Annotated in this window: 17 protein-coding genes; 14 read left to right on the top strand and 3 right to left on the bottom strand. The window is 63.2% G+C overall.

Annotated elements, in window-relative coordinates:
• Nucleotides 1–97: 97 nt before the first annotated feature.
• Entirely contained in the window at nt 98–1894 is a 1797-nt protein-coding gene (locus tag C7441_RS08010; RefSeq protein ID WP_109612392.1) for a hypothetical protein, read from the bottom strand.
• A 284-nt stretch (nt 1895–2178) separates the two neighbouring features.
• On the opposite strand from C7441_RS08010, the gene C7441_RS08005 reads away from it, so the two are divergent.
• The 10 genes from C7441_RS08005 (at nt 2179) to C7441_RS07960 (ending at nt 12075) form a co-directional block, all read left to right on the top strand.
• Nucleotides 2179–3153: a dTDP-glucose 4,6-dehydratase gene (locus C7441_RS08005; protein ID WP_109612391.1), complete on the top strand. Its 975-nt coding sequence runs from the start codon at nt 2179–2181 to the stop codon at nt 3151–3153.
• A 30-nt stretch (nt 3154–3183) separates the two neighbouring features.
• The gene (locus tag C7441_RS08000) at nt 3184–4347 is read left to right on the top strand and encodes a DegT/DnrJ/EryC1/StrS family aminotransferase (protein ID WP_109612390.1); all 1164 of its coding nucleotides are present in this window, start codon (nt 3184–3186) and stop codon (nt 4345–4347) included.
• A 46-nt stretch (nt 4348–4393) separates the two neighbouring features.
• The gene (locus C7441_RS07995; RefSeq protein ID WP_040693003.1) at nt 4394–5020 is read left to right on the top strand and encodes a class I SAM-dependent methyltransferase; all 627 of its coding nucleotides are present in this window, start codon (nt 4394–4396) and stop codon (nt 5018–5020) included.
• Nucleotides 5017–5973 carry a lysylphosphatidylglycerol synthase transmembrane domain-containing protein gene (locus tag C7441_RS07990; protein ID WP_109612389.1) on the top strand — a complete coding sequence of 319 codons (957 nt, stop codon included), beginning with the start codon at nt 5017–5019 and terminating at the stop codon, nt 5971–5973. The genes C7441_RS07995 and C7441_RS07990 overlap by 4 nt, the downstream gene beginning before the upstream one ends.
• A gap of 109 nt (nt 5974–6082) precedes the next feature.
• On the top strand, nt 6083–7252 hold the full coding sequence (locus C7441_RS07985) for a DegT/DnrJ/EryC1/StrS family aminotransferase (protein WP_109612388.1): 1170 nt from the start codon (nt 6083–6085) through the stop codon (nt 7250–7252).
• Complete coding sequence (locus C7441_RS07980; protein WP_109612387.1) at nt 7252–8016, top strand: class I SAM-dependent methyltransferase; 765 nt, start codon at nt 7252–7254, stop codon at nt 8014–8016. The genes C7441_RS07985 and C7441_RS07980 overlap by 1 nt, the downstream gene beginning before the upstream one ends.
• Nucleotide 8017: 1 nt before the next feature.
• On the top strand, nt 8018–9007 hold the full coding sequence (locus C7441_RS07975) for a glycosyltransferase family 2 protein (RefSeq protein ID WP_170125043.1): 990 nt from the start codon (nt 8018–8020) through the stop codon (nt 9005–9007).
• Nucleotides 9000–10226, top strand: coding sequence for an ATP-grasp domain-containing protein (locus C7441_RS07970; RefSeq protein ID WP_109612385.1), 1227 nt, complete (start codon nt 9000–9002; stop codon nt 10224–10226). Before C7441_RS07975 ends, C7441_RS07970 begins: the two co-directional genes overlap by 8 nt.
• A 205-nt stretch (nt 10227–10431) precedes the next feature.
• Nucleotides 10432–10704, top strand: a complete 273-nt coding sequence (locus C7441_RS07965; RefSeq protein ID WP_019172824.1) for an usg protein — start codon at nt 10432–10434, stop codon at nt 10702–10704.
• Nucleotides 10705–11007: 303 nt separating this feature from the next.
• Entirely contained in the window at nt 11008–12075 is a 1068-nt protein-coding gene (locus C7441_RS07960; RefSeq protein WP_051131396.1) for a branched-chain amino acid ABC transporter substrate-binding protein, read from the top strand.
• Between the two features lie 150 nt (nt 12076–12225).
• Here C7441_RS07960 and C7441_RS07955 read toward each other — a convergent pair whose 3' ends face one another.
• A complete protein-coding gene (locus C7441_RS07955; protein ID WP_019172822.1) occupies nt 12226–12888 on the bottom strand; it encodes a YggS family pyridoxal phosphate-dependent enzyme in 663 nt (220 codons plus the stop codon).
• Nucleotides 12889–13031: 143 nt separating this feature from the next.
• Here C7441_RS07955 and leuS point away from each other — a divergent pair, with 143 nt between their 5' ends.
• From leuS to C7441_RS07940, 3 genes are read left to right on the top strand one after another with little or no spacing between them, the layout of a single operon-like run.
• A complete protein-coding gene (leuS, locus tag C7441_RS07950; protein ID WP_109612384.1) occupies nt 13032–15653 on the top strand; it encodes a leucine--tRNA ligase in 2622 nt (873 codons plus the stop codon).
• Nucleotides 15640–16212 (top strand): LPS assembly lipoprotein LptE, encoded by a 573-nt coding sequence (locus C7441_RS07945; RefSeq protein ID WP_109612383.1) that lies wholly within the window; start codon nt 15640–15642, stop codon nt 16210–16212. The genes leuS and C7441_RS07945 overlap by 14 nt, the downstream gene beginning before the upstream one ends.
• Nucleotides 16213–16242: 30 nt before the next feature.
• Nucleotides 16243–17364, top strand: coding sequence for an AAA family ATPase (locus tag C7441_RS07940; RefSeq protein WP_109612382.1), 1122 nt, complete (start codon nt 16243–16245; stop codon nt 17362–17364).
• Between the two features lie 27 nt (nt 17365–17391).
• Here C7441_RS07940 and fsa read toward each other — a convergent pair whose 3' ends face one another.
• A complete protein-coding gene (gene fsa, locus C7441_RS07935; RefSeq protein ID WP_109612381.1) occupies nt 17392–18045 on the bottom strand; it encodes a fructose-6-phosphate aldolase in 654 nt (217 codons plus the stop codon).
• A 91-nt stretch (nt 18046–18136) separates the two neighbouring features.
• Between fsa and C7441_RS07930 the strand changes: the two genes are divergently transcribed.
• On the top strand, nt 18137–20341 hold the full coding sequence (locus tag C7441_RS07930; RefSeq protein ID WP_109612380.1) for a primosomal protein N': 2205 nt from the start codon (nt 18137–18139) through the stop codon (nt 20339–20341).
• Nucleotides 20342–20404 lie beyond the last annotated feature (63 nt).

The raw sequence follows: 20404 nt of genomic DNA, 5'->3' as shown, positions 1-20404 counted from the left end.
GCCCGAGGCATCAGGATATAATCCCGAGTGCAAGGCGCGCGTCAGCGAAAACCGGTTTCCGCTTTTCGCTGGCCAGTCTTCGGTTCGGGGCGGTGTTCTATTGCTTGTCGCCGTGCAGCGGTGCGTAGACGCCGATCCGCCATTTCTGAATTGAATGCGGCACTTCCGTCACCAGTGAATAGCCCGTCTCGAGGTCAAATCCGAGTTCGCGCAAGCGATCGCGACTGACGGCCCGCCGGTTTTCTCCCCACAATATCCATGCATTGCGGCGTTGCTCCTCGCTGAGCGAGTCCAGTATGGCAACGAGCTGGCGATCCGACCACTGGTATCCGCCGACCAGCCACGGTGTTCCCGGCGCCGATCCTCCCATGGCAAAGACAATGCCGGGGCTTTGTCCCGTGAAATCGAGCACAGGCGTATCTTCGGCAAAGCCGTGCAGGACGGCGGCGTCACGTATCGTGCTCAGCATGGCATGCGTGCCGCTGTCGAGCAGGAGCGTGCCATGCCGCGGAAACGCGAAGGCGGTGGATTGCGACCAGATATCGGCGGGCAGCCGGTAGGGCTTGGCGAGGCTGGCCCACAAGGTGCAAGCGAGCATCACCACAAAGCAGAGTGCCGGAATGGCTGCCACGTTCCTCCCGAAAGCCCTGGCCGTGGAAACGACCACTACGACAGCCGTTATTCCCAGGGAATTGAAGGCCGCCCTGGTGATGTCGCTGCCCGTGCCCAGTTGCGCGACGAAGGGGATCAGCAATGCCAGCGCCAGGACCACATAAGGGTGGGCTGGACGGTTGGAGTCCAGCACTATCGCAATGCTGATGATCGCGATGGCGCTGCAGGTCGCCAGCATGATCAGGAGGATGGGATAGTTCAGGTGGTGCTCAATCGAAACTATCAGAGCGCATGCGATCAGAAGGTAGAGGACGGCGAGCGCCACCACGCCGCGTTTGGCGACGGATGGGGCAAGTCGCCGGATGACAAGGGCCAGACCGATCAACCCGAAGCCGGCGACCAGGAGCGCTCCCCTCGATGGTGACGTCGCAAAGCGGTGCAACTGTTTGCCCAGTTGTGACGAGAGTTCGCCTGATCCCATCCAGAGCAGGGAGAATTGCTGATACTGCCGCCATATGGCGGCCGGATCGACAATCAGCAGGCCGAACAGAATGCCGAGAAGCAGTGTCGCCACGCCGGCCGCCAGGAAGTCGCGCAGCGCCTGCCGCGGAGATCTGGCGGAGACGATGATGGCGGCGGCGTAAATCGCGGCAAAGGCGGCGCCAGCGCTGGGGCGCGACGCAAACGAGCAGAGCCCAGCAAACCCGGCCAGAAGCGCTGCGGCCGGCCGGGCAGCATCGCGCGCCAACAGGCCCAATGCCGCAAACAGCGCGAAGCCCGCGAATATTGCGAGCGCATTGTAGGATGGCGTGGGGATCCACAAATTGCCCTGCAGGAAAAGAGAAAAGGCGCTCAAACAGAGTGCGATTGTGGCGCTGGAAAGCAGAGAAGCGGACGCTTCAGGCTTCCAGGCAAACCAGCCGGCCCCGGAAATTATCACCAGCAGTACAAGAGAAAGCCGCCGAAGGGTGGCGATGTCGCCGCCTGCGAGAGCCATGAAGGGCTCGAGCAGATGCCCGAACATCGTGCCCGAATACAGATACTCTCCGGGCGTGGAAATCCAGAACAGATAGTAGGCCTCGTCGGTAATGTCGAAGCCGCGATCGACGATGTAAAGCGCTCCCAGGATGATCGCCAGGCTGGCAAGTGACGCCAATATCCAGCACAAACGTTGCGCCGTATGCGTTGCCGTTTGCGGTTTTGTGCCGTCTTCGGCGCCTTCCAGGCGGTAGTGATCGGATTTTTGGGGAAACAGGGCGCTTGCGCGAGAGCTTGAAAACATTTCCCACTCATTGCTGACCGGATGTAGGGGCCGAAGGTTCTGACATCCTATGCCCGGATGTGGCCGACGAGCAAAGATGCCGGCACGAGAAGCCGTTTTCCTAGAGGGTGTGCCGGCGGCAGGCAACTCGAATTTCAGGAAGCTCGATGTGGAGCCTGCTTGAATGAACCGGAGGAAACTGTCGCAATCTCGATGCCGGGGGTGCTAAAGGCGTGTCGATCAGGGAATCGCTGATAAAGTTTGTGCTCCGTGTGCGATGGTCATAGTAAGTTGGCCGGAACGAGGTGGGGCGCCACGAGGGGGAATCGAAGACTGTGAGCGGTGCAGAAATTATCGTCGTAACCGGCGGGTTGGGATTCATCGGCAAGCACTTCGTTCGAAGATGCCTGGAAGATGGTCGATTTGTGAAGAACATCGACTGCATCAGCTATGCCGCCGATCGCAGTGTGAATGCGGAATTTTCCAAGTTCAAGAATTACCGCTTCTACGAGTCGGATATATGCAATCTGGATTTCCTGCCGGAATGCGACATCTTCGTTAATTTTGCAGCCGAAAGCCATGTAGATAACGCAATCACAAACGCCAAAAGGTTCTGCGAAACCAATTTCCTGGGTGTTCAAAGATGTCTTGAACTCGTGCGCCTGAAGCATGAGCGGGAGCGTCCGCTTTTCATTCAGATCAGCACAGACGAGGTTTACGGAGACATTCGCGACGGCTCGCATACCGAAACCGATACGCTCGTTCCGTCCAATCCTTATGCCGCGACGAAGGCGGCGGCCGACATGCTGGTCCAAAGCTGGGGCAGGACCTATTCGGTAAGCTGGAACATCGTGCGCCCGACCAACAATTACGGCGTTCACCAATATCCCGAAAAGCTTATCCCCAAAAGCGCCTGGCGGATGAAGCGCGGCATGCCCGCGATCATGCATGGTGATGGCAGCTACATCCGGTCGTGGTTGCATGTCGATGACACCATCAACGGCATATTGACGGTGATCGAGAAGGGCAGCAGGAACCAGATCTACAATATCGGCAGTACGGAAGAGCGCCGGAACATCGATGTGCTGCGCCGCATCGCCGGCGTGCTCGGAATCAGCGAGAACGCAGCGTTCGTTTCGGTTGCGGATCGCTCCGGCCAGGATGTCAGGTACAGCCTCGACGATTCCAGGCTGCGGGGGCTCGGCTGGTCGCCGCGCAGGAAGTTCGATGACGAAATCATCGGGATCGTCGAGCAACTGGACAATTCGCGTTTCATCTGAGTGCACCTCCTCCAACAAGGTTCTATCCCCATGAAGGTCGATTTCTATCGTCATGCGTTGAGTGAGGCCGATGCCAGCGCTGTCGCCGCAGTGCTCGCCACCCCGTTCCTGACGACCGGCAAGGTCTGTTCATCCGTCGAGCGACAGCTTGAGAGCTATTTCACGGTGCCGCATGCGCTTCTGGTCAATAGCTGGACAAATGGCGCGCTAGCCGTGCTGCTGGCCATGGACCTTCAGCCGGGCGACGAGGTGATCGTTCCGGCCATGACTTTCATCGCCAGTGCGAATGTGGTGCATCTGGCCGGGGGTACGCCGGTGTTCGTGGATGTCGATCCGCGCACCCTCCTGATGACGCCCGAGCATGTGGAAAAGGCCGTCACGCCACGGACCCGTGCGGTCATGCCTGTCCATATCTACGGTCAGATGTGCGACATGAAGGGCATCAGGGCCGCGCTCCGTCGCGCCCGTCCGGCAGGGGGCGAGCCGGTCCTTATCGAAGATTGCGCGCATTGCTTCGAAGGCACGCGCGATGGCTATCGGCCGGGACGCCATTCGGATGTGGCGATCTTTTCTTTCTACGCCACGAAGAACGTGACCTGCGGTGAAGGCGGGGCCGCGATTTTCAACTCCGAGGATCTTTATCGAAAGACCCTGGAAACGCGACTGCACGGCATGTCGGCCATCGCGGTCGACCGGTTCAGCGGTGGTCGCTACAATCACTGGGACATGAACCGGCTTGGTACCAAGGCCAATCTTCCCGATTTGCTTGCCGCCCTGCTTCCGCACCAGATTTCGACGATCGACGAACGGCTGCCCGAACGCAAAAGGCTGGCGGACCGCTATCGCGCTGCCTTCGCAGGCGGACCGCTGCGGCTGGTGGAGCAGGTCGACACCGCCGTCAGTGCCGAGCACCTGTTCGTTATCGGGGTAGGCAACGGCGCGCGCGATGCCGCCATCGCCAGGCTGAACGAGGCCGGCGTGAGCGTGACGGTCAATTACCGCAGTGTCCCGGAAATGAGTTTCTACAAGACCCGCCTTGCAGGTTCGGCCGAGAGTTGGCCGGTTTCCTGGCAGTGGGGGGAAGAAACCCTGACCCTGCCGCTTTTTCCCGGACTGTCCGAGGCGGAACAGGACCATGTCATCTCTACCGTCAGGAACCATGTCTATCCGCTCATCGCGGCGGACAAGGCCTGACCGCCCGCCGCTGTTCAGCCGGCGGCTATTGGGATAGATGTCGACCATGAAACCTTTTGGAAAGCTCGATCCGCGTGCCCTGCTCGAGAGCCCGGCCGCATATGGCATGCATTCGCGGCTGGCAGCGCCTCACGCGAGAAAGCGGGACTTTGTCGACCGGTTTCTGCGCCCCGGCGCGAGCGACAGGGTTCTGGATATCGGGTGCGGAACGGCGGCGCTGCTTCCGCATCTGCCGGCTGGCGTCACCTATGTGGGTTTCGATCTCAGCGAGCGGTATATCGAGGATGCCCGCCGCATTCACGGCTCGCGCGGCGCGTTCCACCACCGCGCACTGACGGCCGAGGCCGCGCGGGAGTTCGAGCCCTTCGATCTCGTGATGGCGATCGGCGTCCTGCATCACCTCGACGACAGGGAAGCGGAGTTGCTGTTCCGTGTCGCGCATGAAGCGCTGAAGCCAGGCGGCCGCCTGGTCACCTGTGACGGCGCATTCGTACCAGGCCAAAATCCGATCGCGCGGCTGCTGCTGAAGATGGACCGCGGCAGATATGTCCGCCCTCCGGCTGCCTATGAAGCGATAGGCCGACGGGTTTTTTCAGGCATCGAGCATTCAGTGCATCACGACCTGAACTCGTTTCCCTACACGCATTGCGTCATGACCGGCACGCGAACATGAGCGATGCCGGCTCGCATGGAACCAGACGCGGACCTGGCTGGCCAAAGCTGCTGATCGGTGCGGCGTGCCTGGCCGTCATCGTTGCATGGACCTTTCATGCGATCGACATCAATGCCGTGATTGCCAATCTCGGCAATGCCGATCCGTGGATCGTGCTGGTGGAACTGCCGCTGCTGCTGCTTCTCGTGTGGCTCATGCGCGCCGTCCGCTGGTTCACCGTGCTGGACACGCTGGGCGCGCGGCCCCGCTTCCTGCCGACCTATGTTTCGACGGCTGTTTCGCTGGGGCTGGCCGTCATAACGCCGATGCAGCTCGGGGAAGCTCTCAAGGTGGCTCATGCCAAGGCTCATCACGGCATGACGATCGCGACGGGGGCGAGTGGCTTCGCTATCGAGCGGATAGCCGATGTTCTCGTGTTGCTTCTGCTGACGGCGCTGGCGGGCCTGTTCATGGTGCGGACAGACATGCCTGTTACATTCGTGGCGGTGGTCCTGTGTGTGGCGATCCCTGTCGGATTGCTGGTCGCAGTCGCACTGGGTCGCAGATTTGCACCCGGTGCGCTCGCCGATGCCATGCGCGCCTTTCGCATGATGGCAGAGCGTCCTTATGCAGCGCTGAGCGTTTTCCTCACGACCCTGCTGTGCTGGCTGCTCACGGCATTCATCTGGCGCGCCGGCCTGATGGCCATAGATGTCGTCATTTCGTTTCCAGCCGCCATGTTCATGGTCGGAATGGTCACCTTCGCCATCGTGCTGACGGCAATTCCCGGCGGGGCCGGCATCTCCGAGATCACGATAATGTCCCTTGTGGTGCAAAGCGGGTTTTCGCCGGAGCAGGGCTTGTCGGCTGCGCTCATCCTGCGTTTCCTTTCGCTGATCGCCATCGCCCTGGGGATTGCCCACTGGCTTGCGAGCCCTTACGCCTTGTCTTCCTCCGAGCCGCGCGGTCGATGACAGGAGCCGGGAGATGCGGGCAGGGATAAACCGGATTGAGATGCGCCGTCAGGATATGTCCATACATGCGTCGCCGCCATCCGCTTCCGATGCCCGCTGAGGCTGCGTCATGATCCCACGCGCGAGACCCAACTATGGCTTCAAGGACCTACTGAAGGCCGCGCCGAAATCGCGTGATCCCGGGCCGGCTTCTGCGGAGGTCGCCGAACGTCTTCGCGATATTCTTGGTCTGCCCTACGTGCTGCTCACCCCGTCCGGTCGGGGCGCCCTCTATATCCTGCTGAAAGCCACGCCAGGGGCCGAGGTCCTCATCCCGTCCTATACCTGCTCGGCAGTGGCCGAGGCCGCGCTTCTTGCAGGAAAGCAACCGATTTTCGCCGAACATGGCAGCCTGTCATACAATCAAAGCGTCGATGACCTCGCACCGCATCTTCAGGATGGGAGGACATATATCGCCACCCATCAATACGGTTTCGGCGCGCCGATCGAGGCGATGACCGATGCGTGCCGGTCGGCTGGCGTGACGGTCTATGAAGACATTGCCGCCGCGTTCGGCACGCGCGTCAACGGTCGCCTTGCCGGTACATTCGGCGCTGCCTGCTTCGGCAGTTTCGACACCACCAAACTCGTGAATGCACCGCTCAAGGGCGGCTTTCTGGCGACCGCCGACCCGGACCTGTTCCGGCGTGCGCAGAACGTCGCGCAAGGCGAGCTGCGCACCATGTCGGTGATGCGCAAGATGGCCTTGATCGGGGCGGCGTTCGTTCTGGTGGGGTTGCGAAATCCCCTCCTCTACAAGGCATTCCACACGCTCAACTTTGCCTGGAGAGGCCGCGCGACTGCCGAATCCGGTGAACTCCGGACCACACCTTCGCAAGTCTATCTGGACAGGTTCGCCGACTGGCAGGCACAGGTGGTGTTGCCGCAACTGGACGGCTTCGAGGATACGATCCGCCGCCGGAGAGCGAATTACCAACTGTTGAGAAGCCGCTTGCAGCATCTTCGCAAGGTCGCGCTGCCGCCCGAGGATGCGGGCTCCGAATGGGTGCCGATCCGCTTTCCGGTTCTTTGCTATGACGAGAAGATGAATTATTATGAACGGGGCGTCGGCAAGGGGATGGATTTCGGCTTCAGCTTTACGAAAATCGCCGCGCCTACGGCACATGTGTCGGCCCACGCCATTGCCGCCGGTGTGCTCAATCTTCCTTTCGATGCCGCCCTTACTCCGATGGAAATCGAGACAATGATCAATGTGCTCACTGAACTGGAGGCCGCGTAATGGGCGACAGTTTCAGCAATATGCTGTCGCGCCGCAACCAGCGCGCCGATGTCTACAGCCAGGCCGACTTCTGGAACGAGAAGGCGCGCAACTATGACGGTTCCGCGGTTTCCATGTGGAAGAATCAGGCGCTCAACGCCTGCTATGAACGCGAGCAGTTCGCCTTCATCGACAAGGCGATCGGGGACCCCAAGGGCCTTCACATACTGGACATGGGATGCGGTACCGGTCGCTTGTCACGGCATCTGACCTCACAGGGGGCGGCCGTCGAGGCTTTCGATTTCGCGGAGGAGACGATCCGGATCGCAAAAGCGCAGGACCCGTCAAGCAGCATCCGGTATCGCGTGCAGTCGTCGTTCGATATTTCGGAGGTTTCCACCTTCGATGTCGTCGCAGCCATCGGCAACCTGACCGTGGCCTGCAAGACGCCCGCAGATGTCGAGACCATCGTGCGCCTCGTCCATAGGGCTTTGAAACCGGGCGGACGCTTCATCGTGGTCGAGCCGTTTCACGATTCCTTCCTGTCGCGCGTCTTGAGGCTGACGACGGCCGGTTACGCCGACATCCTGACGCGCAACGGATTTCGCGTCGATGCCCGCAAGGAACTGCACTTCTGGCCGGCACGCCTGCCGCTTTGTCTGGCCGCTTGGCCGCGCCCTCTTACCGTCACCGGATACTATGCAGGCCAGGCCCTGCTCGCGGCCGGCGGTCAATGGCTTGGACTGGGCGACTACAAGGGCGTGGCGGCGACGAGGGCAGGTTGACATGCAGCATTCGCCCACGCCCGAAACTACAGCGCCGGACGAGAAGGCAGTCAAGGCCGGCGCCCGGAAAGTCAGCGTCGTCGTACCGACCTACGGGAGCGCTGCCTTCATCGACAAGCTCGTCGCGAGCCTTCTCGCCGTCTTTGCCGGTCGCACGGAAGAATGTGAGATCATCCTGGTCGATGACTGCAGCCCGGATACCGTTACATGGCCGGCCCTGACGCGACTCCACGAGCAATACCCCGCGCAGGTCAAGATCGTTCGCCTGCTGAAGAACGCAGGCCAACACAACGCCATTTTGTGCGGGCTCGGTTTCGCGACGGGCGATGTGATCGTCACCATGGACGACGACCTGCAGCATCCGCCCGAAGAGCTTCCCAAGCTGCTGCGAAAGCTCGACGAGGGCTATGATCTGGTCATCGGAGCCTATGACGAGAAGCGGCATGCCGGCTATCGCAATCGTGGAGGAGAGCTGGTCGACGCAATCATCCGGCGCATATACCGCCTGCCCGCGACCACGAAGCTGACCAGCTTCCGCGCCATGACGAAGAGCCTCGTCGAGGTGGCCAGGAAATCGCAGAACCCGTATCCCTACGTGACGTGCATCCTGCTCGATCAGGCCTCGCGCGTCGCCAATGTCGAGGTGCGGCATGCCGAGCGCGAGCATGGCTCATCGAGCTATTCGCTGATGCGCAGCGTGGTTCTGGCGACGAACCTGCTGTTCAGCTATTCCTCGCTGCCGCTTTATCTTACCGCCGGTTTCTGCCTGCTGGCATCGGTGCTCGCGTTGATGATGATGACCTGGGTGTTCATCACCATTTTCCTTCATGGCGTCAGCGTTCCCGGCTGGGCCAGCGCGGTGACTGCCCTGACATTGTTCTCCACCTTCATGCTGGCCAGCATGTTCGTGATGGGCGTTTATATCGCGCGGATTCATCATCAATTGTCTGGCCGGCGGGTGCCTTTCACGGTCGATCGCTATCATGAGTGATCGGTCCCCCGAGGCGGGACGCTGCCCCCGGCTCCTCGTGCTGGGCGCCGGCTCCTATCAGATTCCGGCTTTGCAGGCCGCCCGAAACCTCGGCATGCATGTCATTGCGCTGGATCGCAATGACAAGGTTCCAGGGGCAGCACTTGCCGACGCGTTTCATTCCATCGACACGACCGACCGTGAGGCGGTGGCGCGACTTGCCCTGGCGGAGAATGTCGACGGCGTCATCGCGCCGTGCACCGATGTCGCCGTGCCGACGCAGGCTTATGTGGCCGGTGTGATCGGCTCTCCTGGCCCCGGCGTGGAAGCCGCGGAGACGCTGACCGACAAGGCGCGCTTCCGCGCCTATCAGGCCCGGCGGGGCCTGCCGCATCCGCGCGCGGTCGAAGCGGACCCGGATTGCTTCGATGCCGCTTCCCTGACGGAGCACGCCTACGTGCTCAAGCCGGCCCGTTCGTCCGGGAGCAAGGGCATCTTTGTGGTTGCACCAGACGAAATCGGGGAGCGTCTGCCGCAGACCCTTGCCTACAGCCCGGATCGCCGTTTTGTGGTGGAAACGTTCATCGCCGGCGCGCAGGGAACCGTCGAGGGGCTCTGGATCGGTGGCGAGATCGCACTTGCGGTCGTGACCGACAGGCTGACAGCACCCGCGCCTTTGGTCGCGACGCTGGGGCATCTGTGGCCGGGCCGTTTCGATGAGGACTTCCGGCGGCGCCTTTTGGATGCGATCGCCGACATTCTCGCCGATCTCGGGGTGCCCGATTCGCCCTTCGACTGCGATTTCGTCGCCAGCCCCGATGGTCCGGTCATTCTGGAACTGACGCCGCGCCTGGGCGGCAATTCACTGAGCAAGCTGGTGCGTGCCGCAACCGGTACAGACCTGCCCGCGCAGGCCGTGCGGCTTGCCTTGCCCCGCAGCTTGCGTCCGCAAATCCTGCCCCCGGAGACGCCGATGGGGCCGGCTGCCGGCGTGATCGTGCTGGGGAGCCCGGCAACTGGACGGCTGGCTTTCGATGAGGTCGGCGAAGCCTCGCTCAAGGCAGAGCCGTGGCTTGCCGGGATTGCCTGGGACATGCCTGCCGGTGCTGCCGTGCGTCGCTTCGCGAACGGACAGGACCGTGTGGGAGAGGCACTGTTCCTGGCGCCCGACCGGACCGTGCTTGACGCGCGGCACGCGGAGATTTTGCAACGACTGAAGGTGAGTGCCAGGTCCTGTTGAGGCCGGCCCGTGCCGGCCACAGGCCGCCACCATGCGCGCAGCCCGCACCGGAAAATCTGGCACTCAGTCATCCGGATTGCTGACAAGCTCTTGTTTTCGTGAATGAAACGCTGCCCGCGTGCGGTGATTTGTTCATGTCCGGTTAAGCATCCGCGCGCATGATTCACTATATCAAGGTGAGGACGACAGAAAGCGGGTGAAGGCCATGCGCGACGTTTCCGAACTGGACCTGATGCTGAAAGGGTATGGGCTGACCACGGCGCAGTTTCTCTACCATATGCCCGACCATCCGCATCTTTTGCAGAGTTTCATCTGGCAGGACTACGATCTGGCGCCGGAATTTCCCGAATTGTTCGGGTTTATCCGGTTCTGGGAGACGAAACTCGACGGTCCGCTGCACTCCGTGCGCTACACGCATCGGCGGCTGGTCGCCCCCAATGAGTGGCGCAACGTGAACGGCGAGTTCATCCTGCATTGAGTGACGCTTCAGGTCGGTCTGCCGGTGGCTTCAATGCGCTGGCGGCCACTTGATGGGATGTCGTCCCGGCGTGTTCGCACCGCATTTTCCTTGATGCGGCCACGGACACAATTCATGCTATATTTGCCGCCAAGCCTGTCGGATCGGGAAGTCTGGCCGATTGCCAAAATGACGCCGAATAGGTATGCGCGGTTAGACTTTCGCCCGAACCCGAAGGTTCACTTGGGGTTTCCAGAGGTTCGCTTGAGGAGGAATGACGTGAATACTAAGAAACTGCTTGCCGGCGTTGCATTTGCTGCGTCCATGTTCGTGGCCGCTTCCGCCGCGCGCGCCGACATCGTGATCGGCCTCGTGGCTCCGCTCACCGGCCCGGTCGCCGCCTATGGCGATCAGGTCAAGAACGGCGCGGAAGCCGCCGTCGATACGATCAACAAGAATGGCGGCATTCTCGGCGAGAAGATCGTGCTGAAGCTTGCCGACGATGCCGGCGATCCCAAGCAGGGCGTCTCGGCCGCCAACAATCTCGTCGGTGATGGCGTTCATTATGTCGTCGGCCCGGTGACGTCGGGCGTGGCCATGGCGGCCTCGGACGTCTTCGCCGAGAACGGCGTGCTGATGGTGACCCCGACGGCGACCGCGCCCGACATCACCAATCGCGGCCTGACCAACGTCATGCGCACCTGCGGCCGTGACGACCAGCAGGCCGAAGTCGCCGCCAAATATGTCCTCGACCATCTGAAGGACAAGAAGGTCGCGATCATCCATGACAAGGGCACCTACGGCATGGGTCTGGCCGACTCGTTCAAGGCTGCGCTCAATGCGGGTGGCGTCAACGAGGTGATGTATGAAGGCCTGACCGCCGGCGAGAAGGACTATTCCGCCATTGTCGGCCGTCTGAAGAAGGACGGCGCCGAGGTCATCTATTTCGGCGGCTATCACCCCGAGGGCGGCCTGCTTGCCCGTCAGCTCGCTGACGCTGGCGTGAAGGCGCAGATCATCGGCGGCGAAGGCCTCTCCAACACCGAATACTGGGCCATCGGCAACCAGGCGGCTGCCGGCACGCTCTTCACCAACGCCACCGACGCGCTGAAGAACCCGGATTCGGCCGAGGCCGTGAAGGTGCTGAACGAGAAGGGCATTCCGCCGGAAGCCTTCACGCTTAACGCCTATGCCGCCGTCGAGGTGCTGAAGGCCGGCATCGAGAAGGCCGGCAAGGCCGACGACACCGCTGCTGTCGCAGCGGCGATCAAGTCGGGCGAGCCGATCCAGACGGCCATCGGCAAGCTGACCTATGCCGAGAACGGCGACCTGTCCTCGCCGAGCTTCTCGCTGTTCAAGTGGGAAGACGGCAAGATTGTCGCTGCAGAGTAATCAGGCAAGACCGGAGCGGTTCCTCGGAACCGCTCTGTCTGTCTGCTCTACGTATTTCCGGACGCACTCTTGCCGGAAATGCTCTGGTGGAAATGCGAAGGCCGGGCGAAACCCCGGCCTTTGTCGTTTCGGAAAGGGATGGCTGCGCTTTCAGCGGCTGCCGAAGATCGCCGAGCCGACGCGCACGCTGGTCGCGCCGAATGCGATCGCCGTCTCGTAGTCGCCCGACATGCCCATGGACAGCTTTTCAACACCCGCTTCCCGCGCCAGCTTTTCCAGAAGCGCAAAGTGCGGGCCGGGGTTTTCGTCAAACGGCGGAATGCACATCAGGCCTTCGATGGTAAGGCCGTGCACCTCGCGGCAGCGCGTGACGAAGGCAACTGCGTCGCGTGGCTCGATGCCGGCCTTCTGCGGTTCGGAGCCGGTGTTGACCTGCACATAGAGTTTCGGCGCGCGGCCCTGTTTGGCAATCTCCCTGGCCAGTTCGGTGGCGATTTTCTGGCGGTCTACCGTTTCAATGACGTCGAACAGCGCCACCGCTTCCCTGGCCTTGTTGGATTGCAGCGGGCCGATGAGATGCAGTTCGGTGTCCGGGTATTCGGCCCTGAGCGCCGGCCATTTGGCCTGCGCCTCCTGCACCCGGTTTTCGCCGAACACGCGCTGGCCGGCTTCGAGCACTGGACGGATGGCATCGGCCTCGAAGGTTTTCGACACGGCTACAAGCGTTGCGGCGCCCTCCGGGCGCTCCGCCTCGCGCTCGGCGGCGACAATCCTGCGCCTGACTTCAAGAAGCTGTTCGACCGACTTTTCCATGCCCTCGCCCTGCTGCTTTTTGCCCGTCCTTGCCCCACTGGAGTTGACGGGTTGGGGAATCCATGATGAACACCCACGACGATTTCCTGAACCGGAGGATTTTCGCCCCGGTTCCTCGCACGCTTTTAAGTGAAAAACACCCGATGGCAACCGAACGATACAATCCACGCGCGTCAGAGCCCAAATGGCAGAAGGCATGGGATGCCAGGAAGCTCTTCGAAACGAAGAACGACGACCCGCGCCCGAAATACTACGTGCTGGAGATGTTCCCCTATCCGTCGGGGCGCATCCATATCGGCCATACCCGCAACTACACGATGGGCGACGTGGTGGCCCGCTACAAGCGCGCCAAGGGCTTCAACGTGCTGCATCCGATGGGCTGGGATGCCTTCGGCATGCCGGCCGAGAACGCGGCCATGCAGAACAAGGTCCACCCCAAGGACTGGACCTATGACAACATCGCCACCATGCGCGCGCAGCTGAAGGTGATGGGCCTGTCGATCGACTGGTCGCGTGAATTCGCCACCTGCGACGTCGATTACTACCACCGCCAGCAGATGCTGTTCCTCGACATGGTCGAGAAGGGGCTGGTCACGCGCAAGTCGTCCAAGGTCAACTGGGATCCGGTCGACATGACGGTGCTCGCCAACGAGCAGGTCATCGACGGGCGTGGCTGGCGCTCCGGCGCGCTGGTCGAACAGCGCGAACTGACGCAGTGGTTCTTCAAGATCACCGATTACGCGCAGGACCTCTCCGACGCGCTGGACGGGCTGGATGAGTGGCCCGAAAAGGTCAAGCTGATGCAGCGCAACTGGATCGGCCGCTCGGAGGGCATGCTGGTGCGCTGGGCGATCGCCGAGGGCACCGCGCCGAATGGCGAGACCGAGCTGGAAGTCTACACCACGCGCCCCGACACGATCTTCGGCGCCTCCTTCATGGCGGTCGCGGCCGACCATCCGCTGGCCAGGAAGGCTGCCGAGAAGAACCCCGAGCTGGCCGCCTTCATCGAGGACGTCCACCATATGGGCACTTCGGTGGCGGTGCTCGAAACCGCCGAGAAGAAGGGCTTCGACACCGGTATCCGCGTCGTCCATCCCTTCGACGAGAGCTGGACGCTGCCGGTCTATGTCGCCAATTTCGTGCTGATGGACTATGGCACGGGCGCGATCTTCGGCTGCCCTTCGGGCGACCAGCGCGACCTCGACTTCGCCAACAAATACGGTTTGCCGGTGGTGCCCGTGGTGATGCCGGAGGGGGCGGACGCCGCGACCTTCCAGATCACCGAAGAGGCCTATACCGACGACGGCGTGATGATCAATTCGCGCTTCCTGGACGGCATGAGCCCCAGGCAGGCCTTCGAGGAAGTCGCCAACCGTCTTGGCGAGAGGACGATCGGCAATCGCGCGATGGGCGAGCGCAAGGTGAACTTCCGCCTGCGCGACTGGGGCATTTCGCGCCAGCGTTACTGGGGCTGCCCGATCCCGATGATCCACTGCGACGACTGCGGCACGGTGCCGGTGCCGCGCGCCGATCTGCCGGTGAAGCTGCCCGACGACATCGATTTCGAGAAGCCCGGCAATCCGCTCGACCGTCACGCAGGCTGGCGTCATGTGAAGTGCCCGACCTGCGGCAAGGATGCGCGCCGCGAGACCGACACGATGGACACCTTCGTCGATTCGTCGTGGTATTTCGCGCGCTTCACCGCGCCGTGGGAAAACGAGCCGACCGACCCGAAGGCGGCCAATGACTGGCTGCCGGTGGACCAGTATATCGGCGGCATCGAACACGCGATCCTGCATCTGCTCTATTCGCGCTTCTTCACCCGCGCCATGCGCGAGACCGGCCACCTCGGCATTGCCGAGCCGTTCAAGGGCCTGTTCACGCAGGGCATGGTGGTGCACGAGACCTACAGGGCCGAGGACGGCCGCTGGCTGGCGCCGACCGAGGTGCGGCTGGAGAGCGAGGGCGCCGAGCGGCATGCCGTCGAGATCGCCACCGGCAAGCCGGCGACGATCGGCACGCTGGAGAAGATGTCGAAGTCCAAGAAGAACACGGTGAGCCCTGAAGAGATCACCGACGGCTACGGCGCCGACACCGCGCGCTGGTTCATGCTGTCGGACTCGCCGCCCGAGCGCGACGTCGAATGGACCGACGATGGCGCCGCCGGTGCGCATCGCTTCGTGCAGCGCGTCTGGCGCATCATCGCGACCGCTGCCGAGCAGCTTGCCGGGGTTAAGCCTGCAGCATCGGCGGAGGGCGCTGCGGGAGCCGTCTCCAAATCCGCCCACAAGGTGCTGAAGGCTGTTGGCGAAGACATCGAGAAGCTCGCCTTCAACCGGGCGATTGCCCGCATCTATGAGCTTGCCAACACGCTCTCCGGCCCGGTCGGCGAAATCGCCGAGGGCAAAGGCGACGAGGCGCTGAAGGCGGCGGCGCGCGAGGCGGCCGAGATTCTCGTCCACCTCATTGCACCCTTCATGCCGCATCTGGCCGAGGAGTGCTGGGCAACGCTCGGCGGCGCCGATCTGGTGGCCGAGCGGCCGTGGCCGGCATTCGACCCGAAACTGGTGATGGATAACGAGATCACCTATCCGGTGCAGGTCAATGGCAAGAAGCGTGGGGATTTGACAATCGCCCGCGACGCAGATCAAGGTGCGGTCGAAAAGGCGGCACTGGCGCTGGAGTCCGTCCAGAAGGCTCTGGACGGAAAGGCGCCGCGCAAGGTGATCGTCGTGCCGCAAAGGATCGTCAATGTCGTTGCCTGACCAGACGCCGAACCCCCATTTTCGCCGCGCGCGCGGCCTCGTGCTCGCGGGCCTGCTGCTTTCGGCGGCCGCTGTTTCGGCCTGCACGGTGCGGCCGCTTTATTCCGACCCGGGAACGGGCATTGGCGCGCAGGCCGGCCATGCGGAAGGGCTGAACGCGATTGCCATCAAGCCGGTGAAGACGCGTTATGCGCAGCAAGTGCGCAACAATCTGATCTTCGGCCTCAACGGCGGTGCCGGTCAGCCGGCGGATTCGCTTTATTCGCTGTCGCTGAGCGTAAGGTCGCGGGTCACCAAAGCCGCGATCATCCAGCGTGTCACCGAGGACGAGCCGACGGCGGGCACGCTGACGCTGACGTCCTACTACACGCTGACCGACAACAAGACCGGCAAGATCGTTGCCACCGGAAAGCGTGAAGTGTCGTCTTCGTTCGATTATTCGCGCCAGGAATATGCGTCGCTGCGCGCCATTCGCGACGCCGAGGACAGGGCCGCGCGGGAACTGGCCGAAATGCTGCGGCTGGCGCTTGCCAGCGACCTTGTGAAGCATGGATCGTAACGACGCCGCGCAGGCGCGTTGGCATCGGGCATGCGCCTTTCCACGCTGACGGCGGCCGGCTACCGCTCACTGAAGTCGATACGGCTCGACCTCGGCCCGGTCGGCTTGTTCGTTGGCGAGAACGGCGTCGGAAAGTCGAATCTTTACCGGGCCCTGCAACTCATCAAGGCATCCGCCGAAGGCACCCTCGCACGTGAGATCGCGCGCGAGGGTGGCATGCAATCGGCGCTCTGGTCGGGACCCCGACGCGCCGGCCAGCCCGTGCGCGTGGTACTGCAAGCCGGCTTCGAGAACGACCGCACGGCGGTGAAATCCTCCTACCGGGTCGAGATCGGCCTGCCGCCCCCGGTGTCGGCGGGCTTTGCGTTCGAACCGCACATCAAGGAAGAGGTGCTGACGGTCGAGGCTGGCCGCCGGCCGGTCGGGATGATGGAGCGGCGCGGCCCGGCGGTGTCTGCCCGCGACAATGACGGCCGGCGCGTGGAGCATCCCGTCCGCCTGATGAATTCGGAAACCGCGTTGGCGGCGCTGGGCGTGTCGGGGCGCTACCCGGAAGCCGGGGAACTGCGCGAACTCCTGCTTGGCTGGCGCTTTTATCACGGATTCCGCACGGACAGCGATTCGCCGGTGCGCAAACCGGCGCTGGCGGTCACGTCGCCGCTGCTGGACGAAGATGGGGCCAATCTCGCGGCGGTATTCGCCACGCTCGTACATATCCGGCAGGATACGGTGGAACTCGACCGTTCGGTCGCGGATGCGCTTGGCGGTGCGAGGCTTGAAGTGCCGGTGCCGGGCGAGGCGGCAAGCTTCGGGTTGAGAATGCCGGAATTTCCGCAACGGGTCTTTCGTCCCGAGGAGCTTTCGGACGGGCAAATCCGCTTTCTGGCGCTGGCCGGTGCGCTGATGTCCTATCGGCTGCCGGCGCTGGTCGCGCTCAACGAGCCCGAGGCAAGCCTGCATCCGCAGATGTTGCCGGCGTTGGCGGACATGATCGCAAATGCGGTGGAGCGAACGCAGGTCTGGATCGTGACGCATTCGCGCGACCTGGCCGAACTGGTGAGGCAGCGCAGCGGCGCGCGCATCCGGACGGTCGTGCGTGTCGATGGCGCGACCGCCATCGAGGGAGAGGGACCGGCGGGGCCCAGGTCATGACCCAGACCCCTCCGGCGAAGTCGGCGATCAGGCGATCTTCTGGCCGGTCTTGGCCCAGTCGGCCAGGAACATTTCCAGGCCCTTGTCGGTCAGCGGATGCTTGACCAGTGCCTTCAGCGTTGCCGGCGGGATGGTGGCGACATCGGCGCCGATGAGTGCCGCGCGCTTGACGTGATCGACCGTGCGGATCGAGGCGGCGAGGATTTCGGTGTCGAAGCCGTAGTTGTCATAGATCTGCCGGATCTCGGCGATGATCTCCATGCCGTCGAAGCCCATGTCGTCGAGGCGGCCGATGAAGGGCGAGATGAAGGTCGCGCCGGCCTTGGCGGCCAACAGTGCCTGGTTGGCGGAGAAGCACAGCGTGACATTGACCATGCGGCCATCGGAGGTCAGCGCCTTGCAGGCCTTGAGGCCGTCGAGCGTCAGCGGCACCTTGATGGCGATGTTGTCGGCGATCTTGGAAAGGACCTCGGCTTCCTTCATTATCTCGGCATATTCGGTCGCGGTGACTTCGGCCGAGACGGGACCTTCCACGATGTCGCAGATCTGCTTGGTCACTTCCTTGATGTTCCCGCCGGACTTGAGGATCAGCGAGGGGTTTGTGGTGACGCCGTCGAGAAGACCGAGATCGTTGAGCTCTCGGATTTCCTTGACGTCGGCGGTATCGACGAAGAATTTCATGGGGTGTCTCCTTGGCAAATTTCGCGTCTTGGGAGGGCGCTTTTGTGTTCGGCCTTTGCTCTAACGTAAAGTCCGGGCAAGGTCACGCGCGATGAAGCAAGATTCGCCCGAAAGCATGGCGGGGCTGAAGCCCGCCAAGATCGTGCCGGTGCTGGTGCCGATGCCGGCCGAGCGCCCCTACAGTTACGCGGTACCGGAAGACATGAAGGTGGTGCCGGGTTCCATCGTGCGCGTGCCGCTGGGGCCGCGCGAGGTGGCAGGCATCGTCTGGGACGGGCCGGGCGAGGCGGTGGATGCGCGCAAGCTCAGGGCAATCTCGCATGTCTTCGATTGCCCGCCGGTCGATGAGGCGATGCGCCGCTTCGTGGACTGGATCGCCTCCTACACGCTGTCGCCGCCCGGCATGGTGGCGCGCATGATCCTGCGCGCGCCGGAAGCCTTCGATCCCGAGCCCTGGGTGGAGGGCCTGCAACTGACCGGCGCCGAGCCCGACCGTATGACCGATGCGCGCCGCCGCACGCTGGAGATGGCGTCCGACGGCATGGCCTGGACACGCTCGGGGCTGGCGCATGCGGCCGGCGTGTCCTCCACCGTCATTGACGGGCTGAAGGCGCAGGGCGTGTTCGAGACGGTGATGATCCCGCCGCGCCCGGTGGTCGCGCCGCCGGACCCGGAATATGGACGGGCTGACCTGGTCGGGGACCAGCAGGCGGCTGCCGGGACGCTGCGCGAAAAGGTGGAGGCGGACGCTTTCAGCGTCACGCTGCTCGACGGCGTCACCGGCTCGGGCAAGACGGAAGTTTATTTCGAGGCGGTGGCCGCCGCGCTCGAAAAAGGCAAGCAGGTGCTGATCCTGCTGCCGGAAATCGCGCTGACGCAGGCATTTTTGGAGCGCTTTCAGGACCGGTTCGGCGCCAAGCCGGGCGAATGGCATTCCGATCTTGCGCCGCGCAAGCGCGAACGCGTGTGGCGGCAGGTGGCCGAAGGCGGCGTGCGCGTGGTGGCGGGGGCGCGCTCGGCGCTGTTCCTGCCGTTCAACGATCTCGGCCTGATCGTCGTCGACGAGGAGCACGACCCCGCCTACAAGCAGGAAGACCGCGTTTTCTACAATGCCCGCGACATGGCGGTGGTGCGTGGCCATATCGGCAGCTTTCCGGTGGTGCTGGCCTCGGCCACGCCCTCGGTGGAAAGCCGGGTCAATTCCGAGCAGGGGCGTTATGCGCGCTCGGTGCTGGCGACGCGATTCGCGGAAGCGGCGCTTCCCGACATCAAGGCCATCGACATGCGCCGCGCCCCGCCCGCGCGTGGCGGCTTCTTGTCGCCATCGCTGATCGGGCAGATGCAGAAGACGCTGGAGCGGGGCGAGCAATCGCTGCTGTTCCTCAACCGGCGCGGCTATGCGCCGCTGACGCTCTGCCGGGTGTGCGGCCATCGCTTCCAATGCCCGTCCTGCTCGGCGTGGCTTGTGGAGCATCGCTTTCGCGGCCAACTGGTTTGTCACCACTGCGGCCACAACGAGAAGCGGCCGGAAGCCTGCCCCGAATGCGGCACGCTCGACCATCTCGCCGCCTGCGGGCCGGGTGTGGAGCGCATAGCCGAAGAGGTCGTCGGACATTTTCCCGATGCGCGCACCATCGTGCTGTCGTCTGATATGCTGGGCGGGGTCAAACGGCTGAGGCTGGAGCTGGAAGCCATAGCCAAGGGCGAGGCCGATATCGTCATCGGCACGCAGCTCGTGGCCAAGGGTCACAATTTCCCCAACATGACGCTGGTGGGCGTGGTGGATGCCGATCTCGGCCTCGCCAATGGCGACCCGCGCGCCGCCGAACGGACATTCCAGTTGCTCAGCCAGGTCACTGGCCGCGCCGGCCGTACCGGCAAGAAAAGCCTTGGTCTCTTGCAGACCTACCAGCCGGGGCATCCGGTGATGCAGGCGATCGTCTCTGGCGATGCCGAAGCCTTTTACGACCGCGAGATCGTGGAGCGCGAGCGCGGCGGCCTGCCACCCTTCGGCAGGCTGGCCGGCATCATCGTCAGCGCCGATACGCGGCCCGAGGCCGAGGGTCATGCAAGGCAGCTTCGCCGCGCGGCACCCGACGCCACGGATATCCATGTGCTCGGCCCCGCCGAAGCACCGCTGGCGCTGGTGGCCGGGCGCCACCGCTTCCGCCTGCTGGTGCAGGGCGAGCGGCGCAGCGACATGCAAAGCTTCATCCGCGCGATGCTGGCGGCAGGGCCGAAAGTGCGGGGCTCGATCCGGGTCCAGGTGGACATCGATCCGCAGAGCTTTTTGTGAGGTTCGCGGCCGCTTTCCATCTGGCGTGATGGACGCCTGCGGATAATATGCGCGCGACGAAAC

It is taken from the genome of Pseudaminobacter salicylatoxidans (genome assembly GCF_003148475.1).
Classification (GTDB): domain Bacteria; phylum Pseudomonadota; class Alphaproteobacteria; order Rhizobiales; family Rhizobiaceae; genus Pseudaminobacter; species Pseudaminobacter salicylatoxidans.
This window is presented reverse-complemented; position numbering and strand designations above follow the sequence as displayed.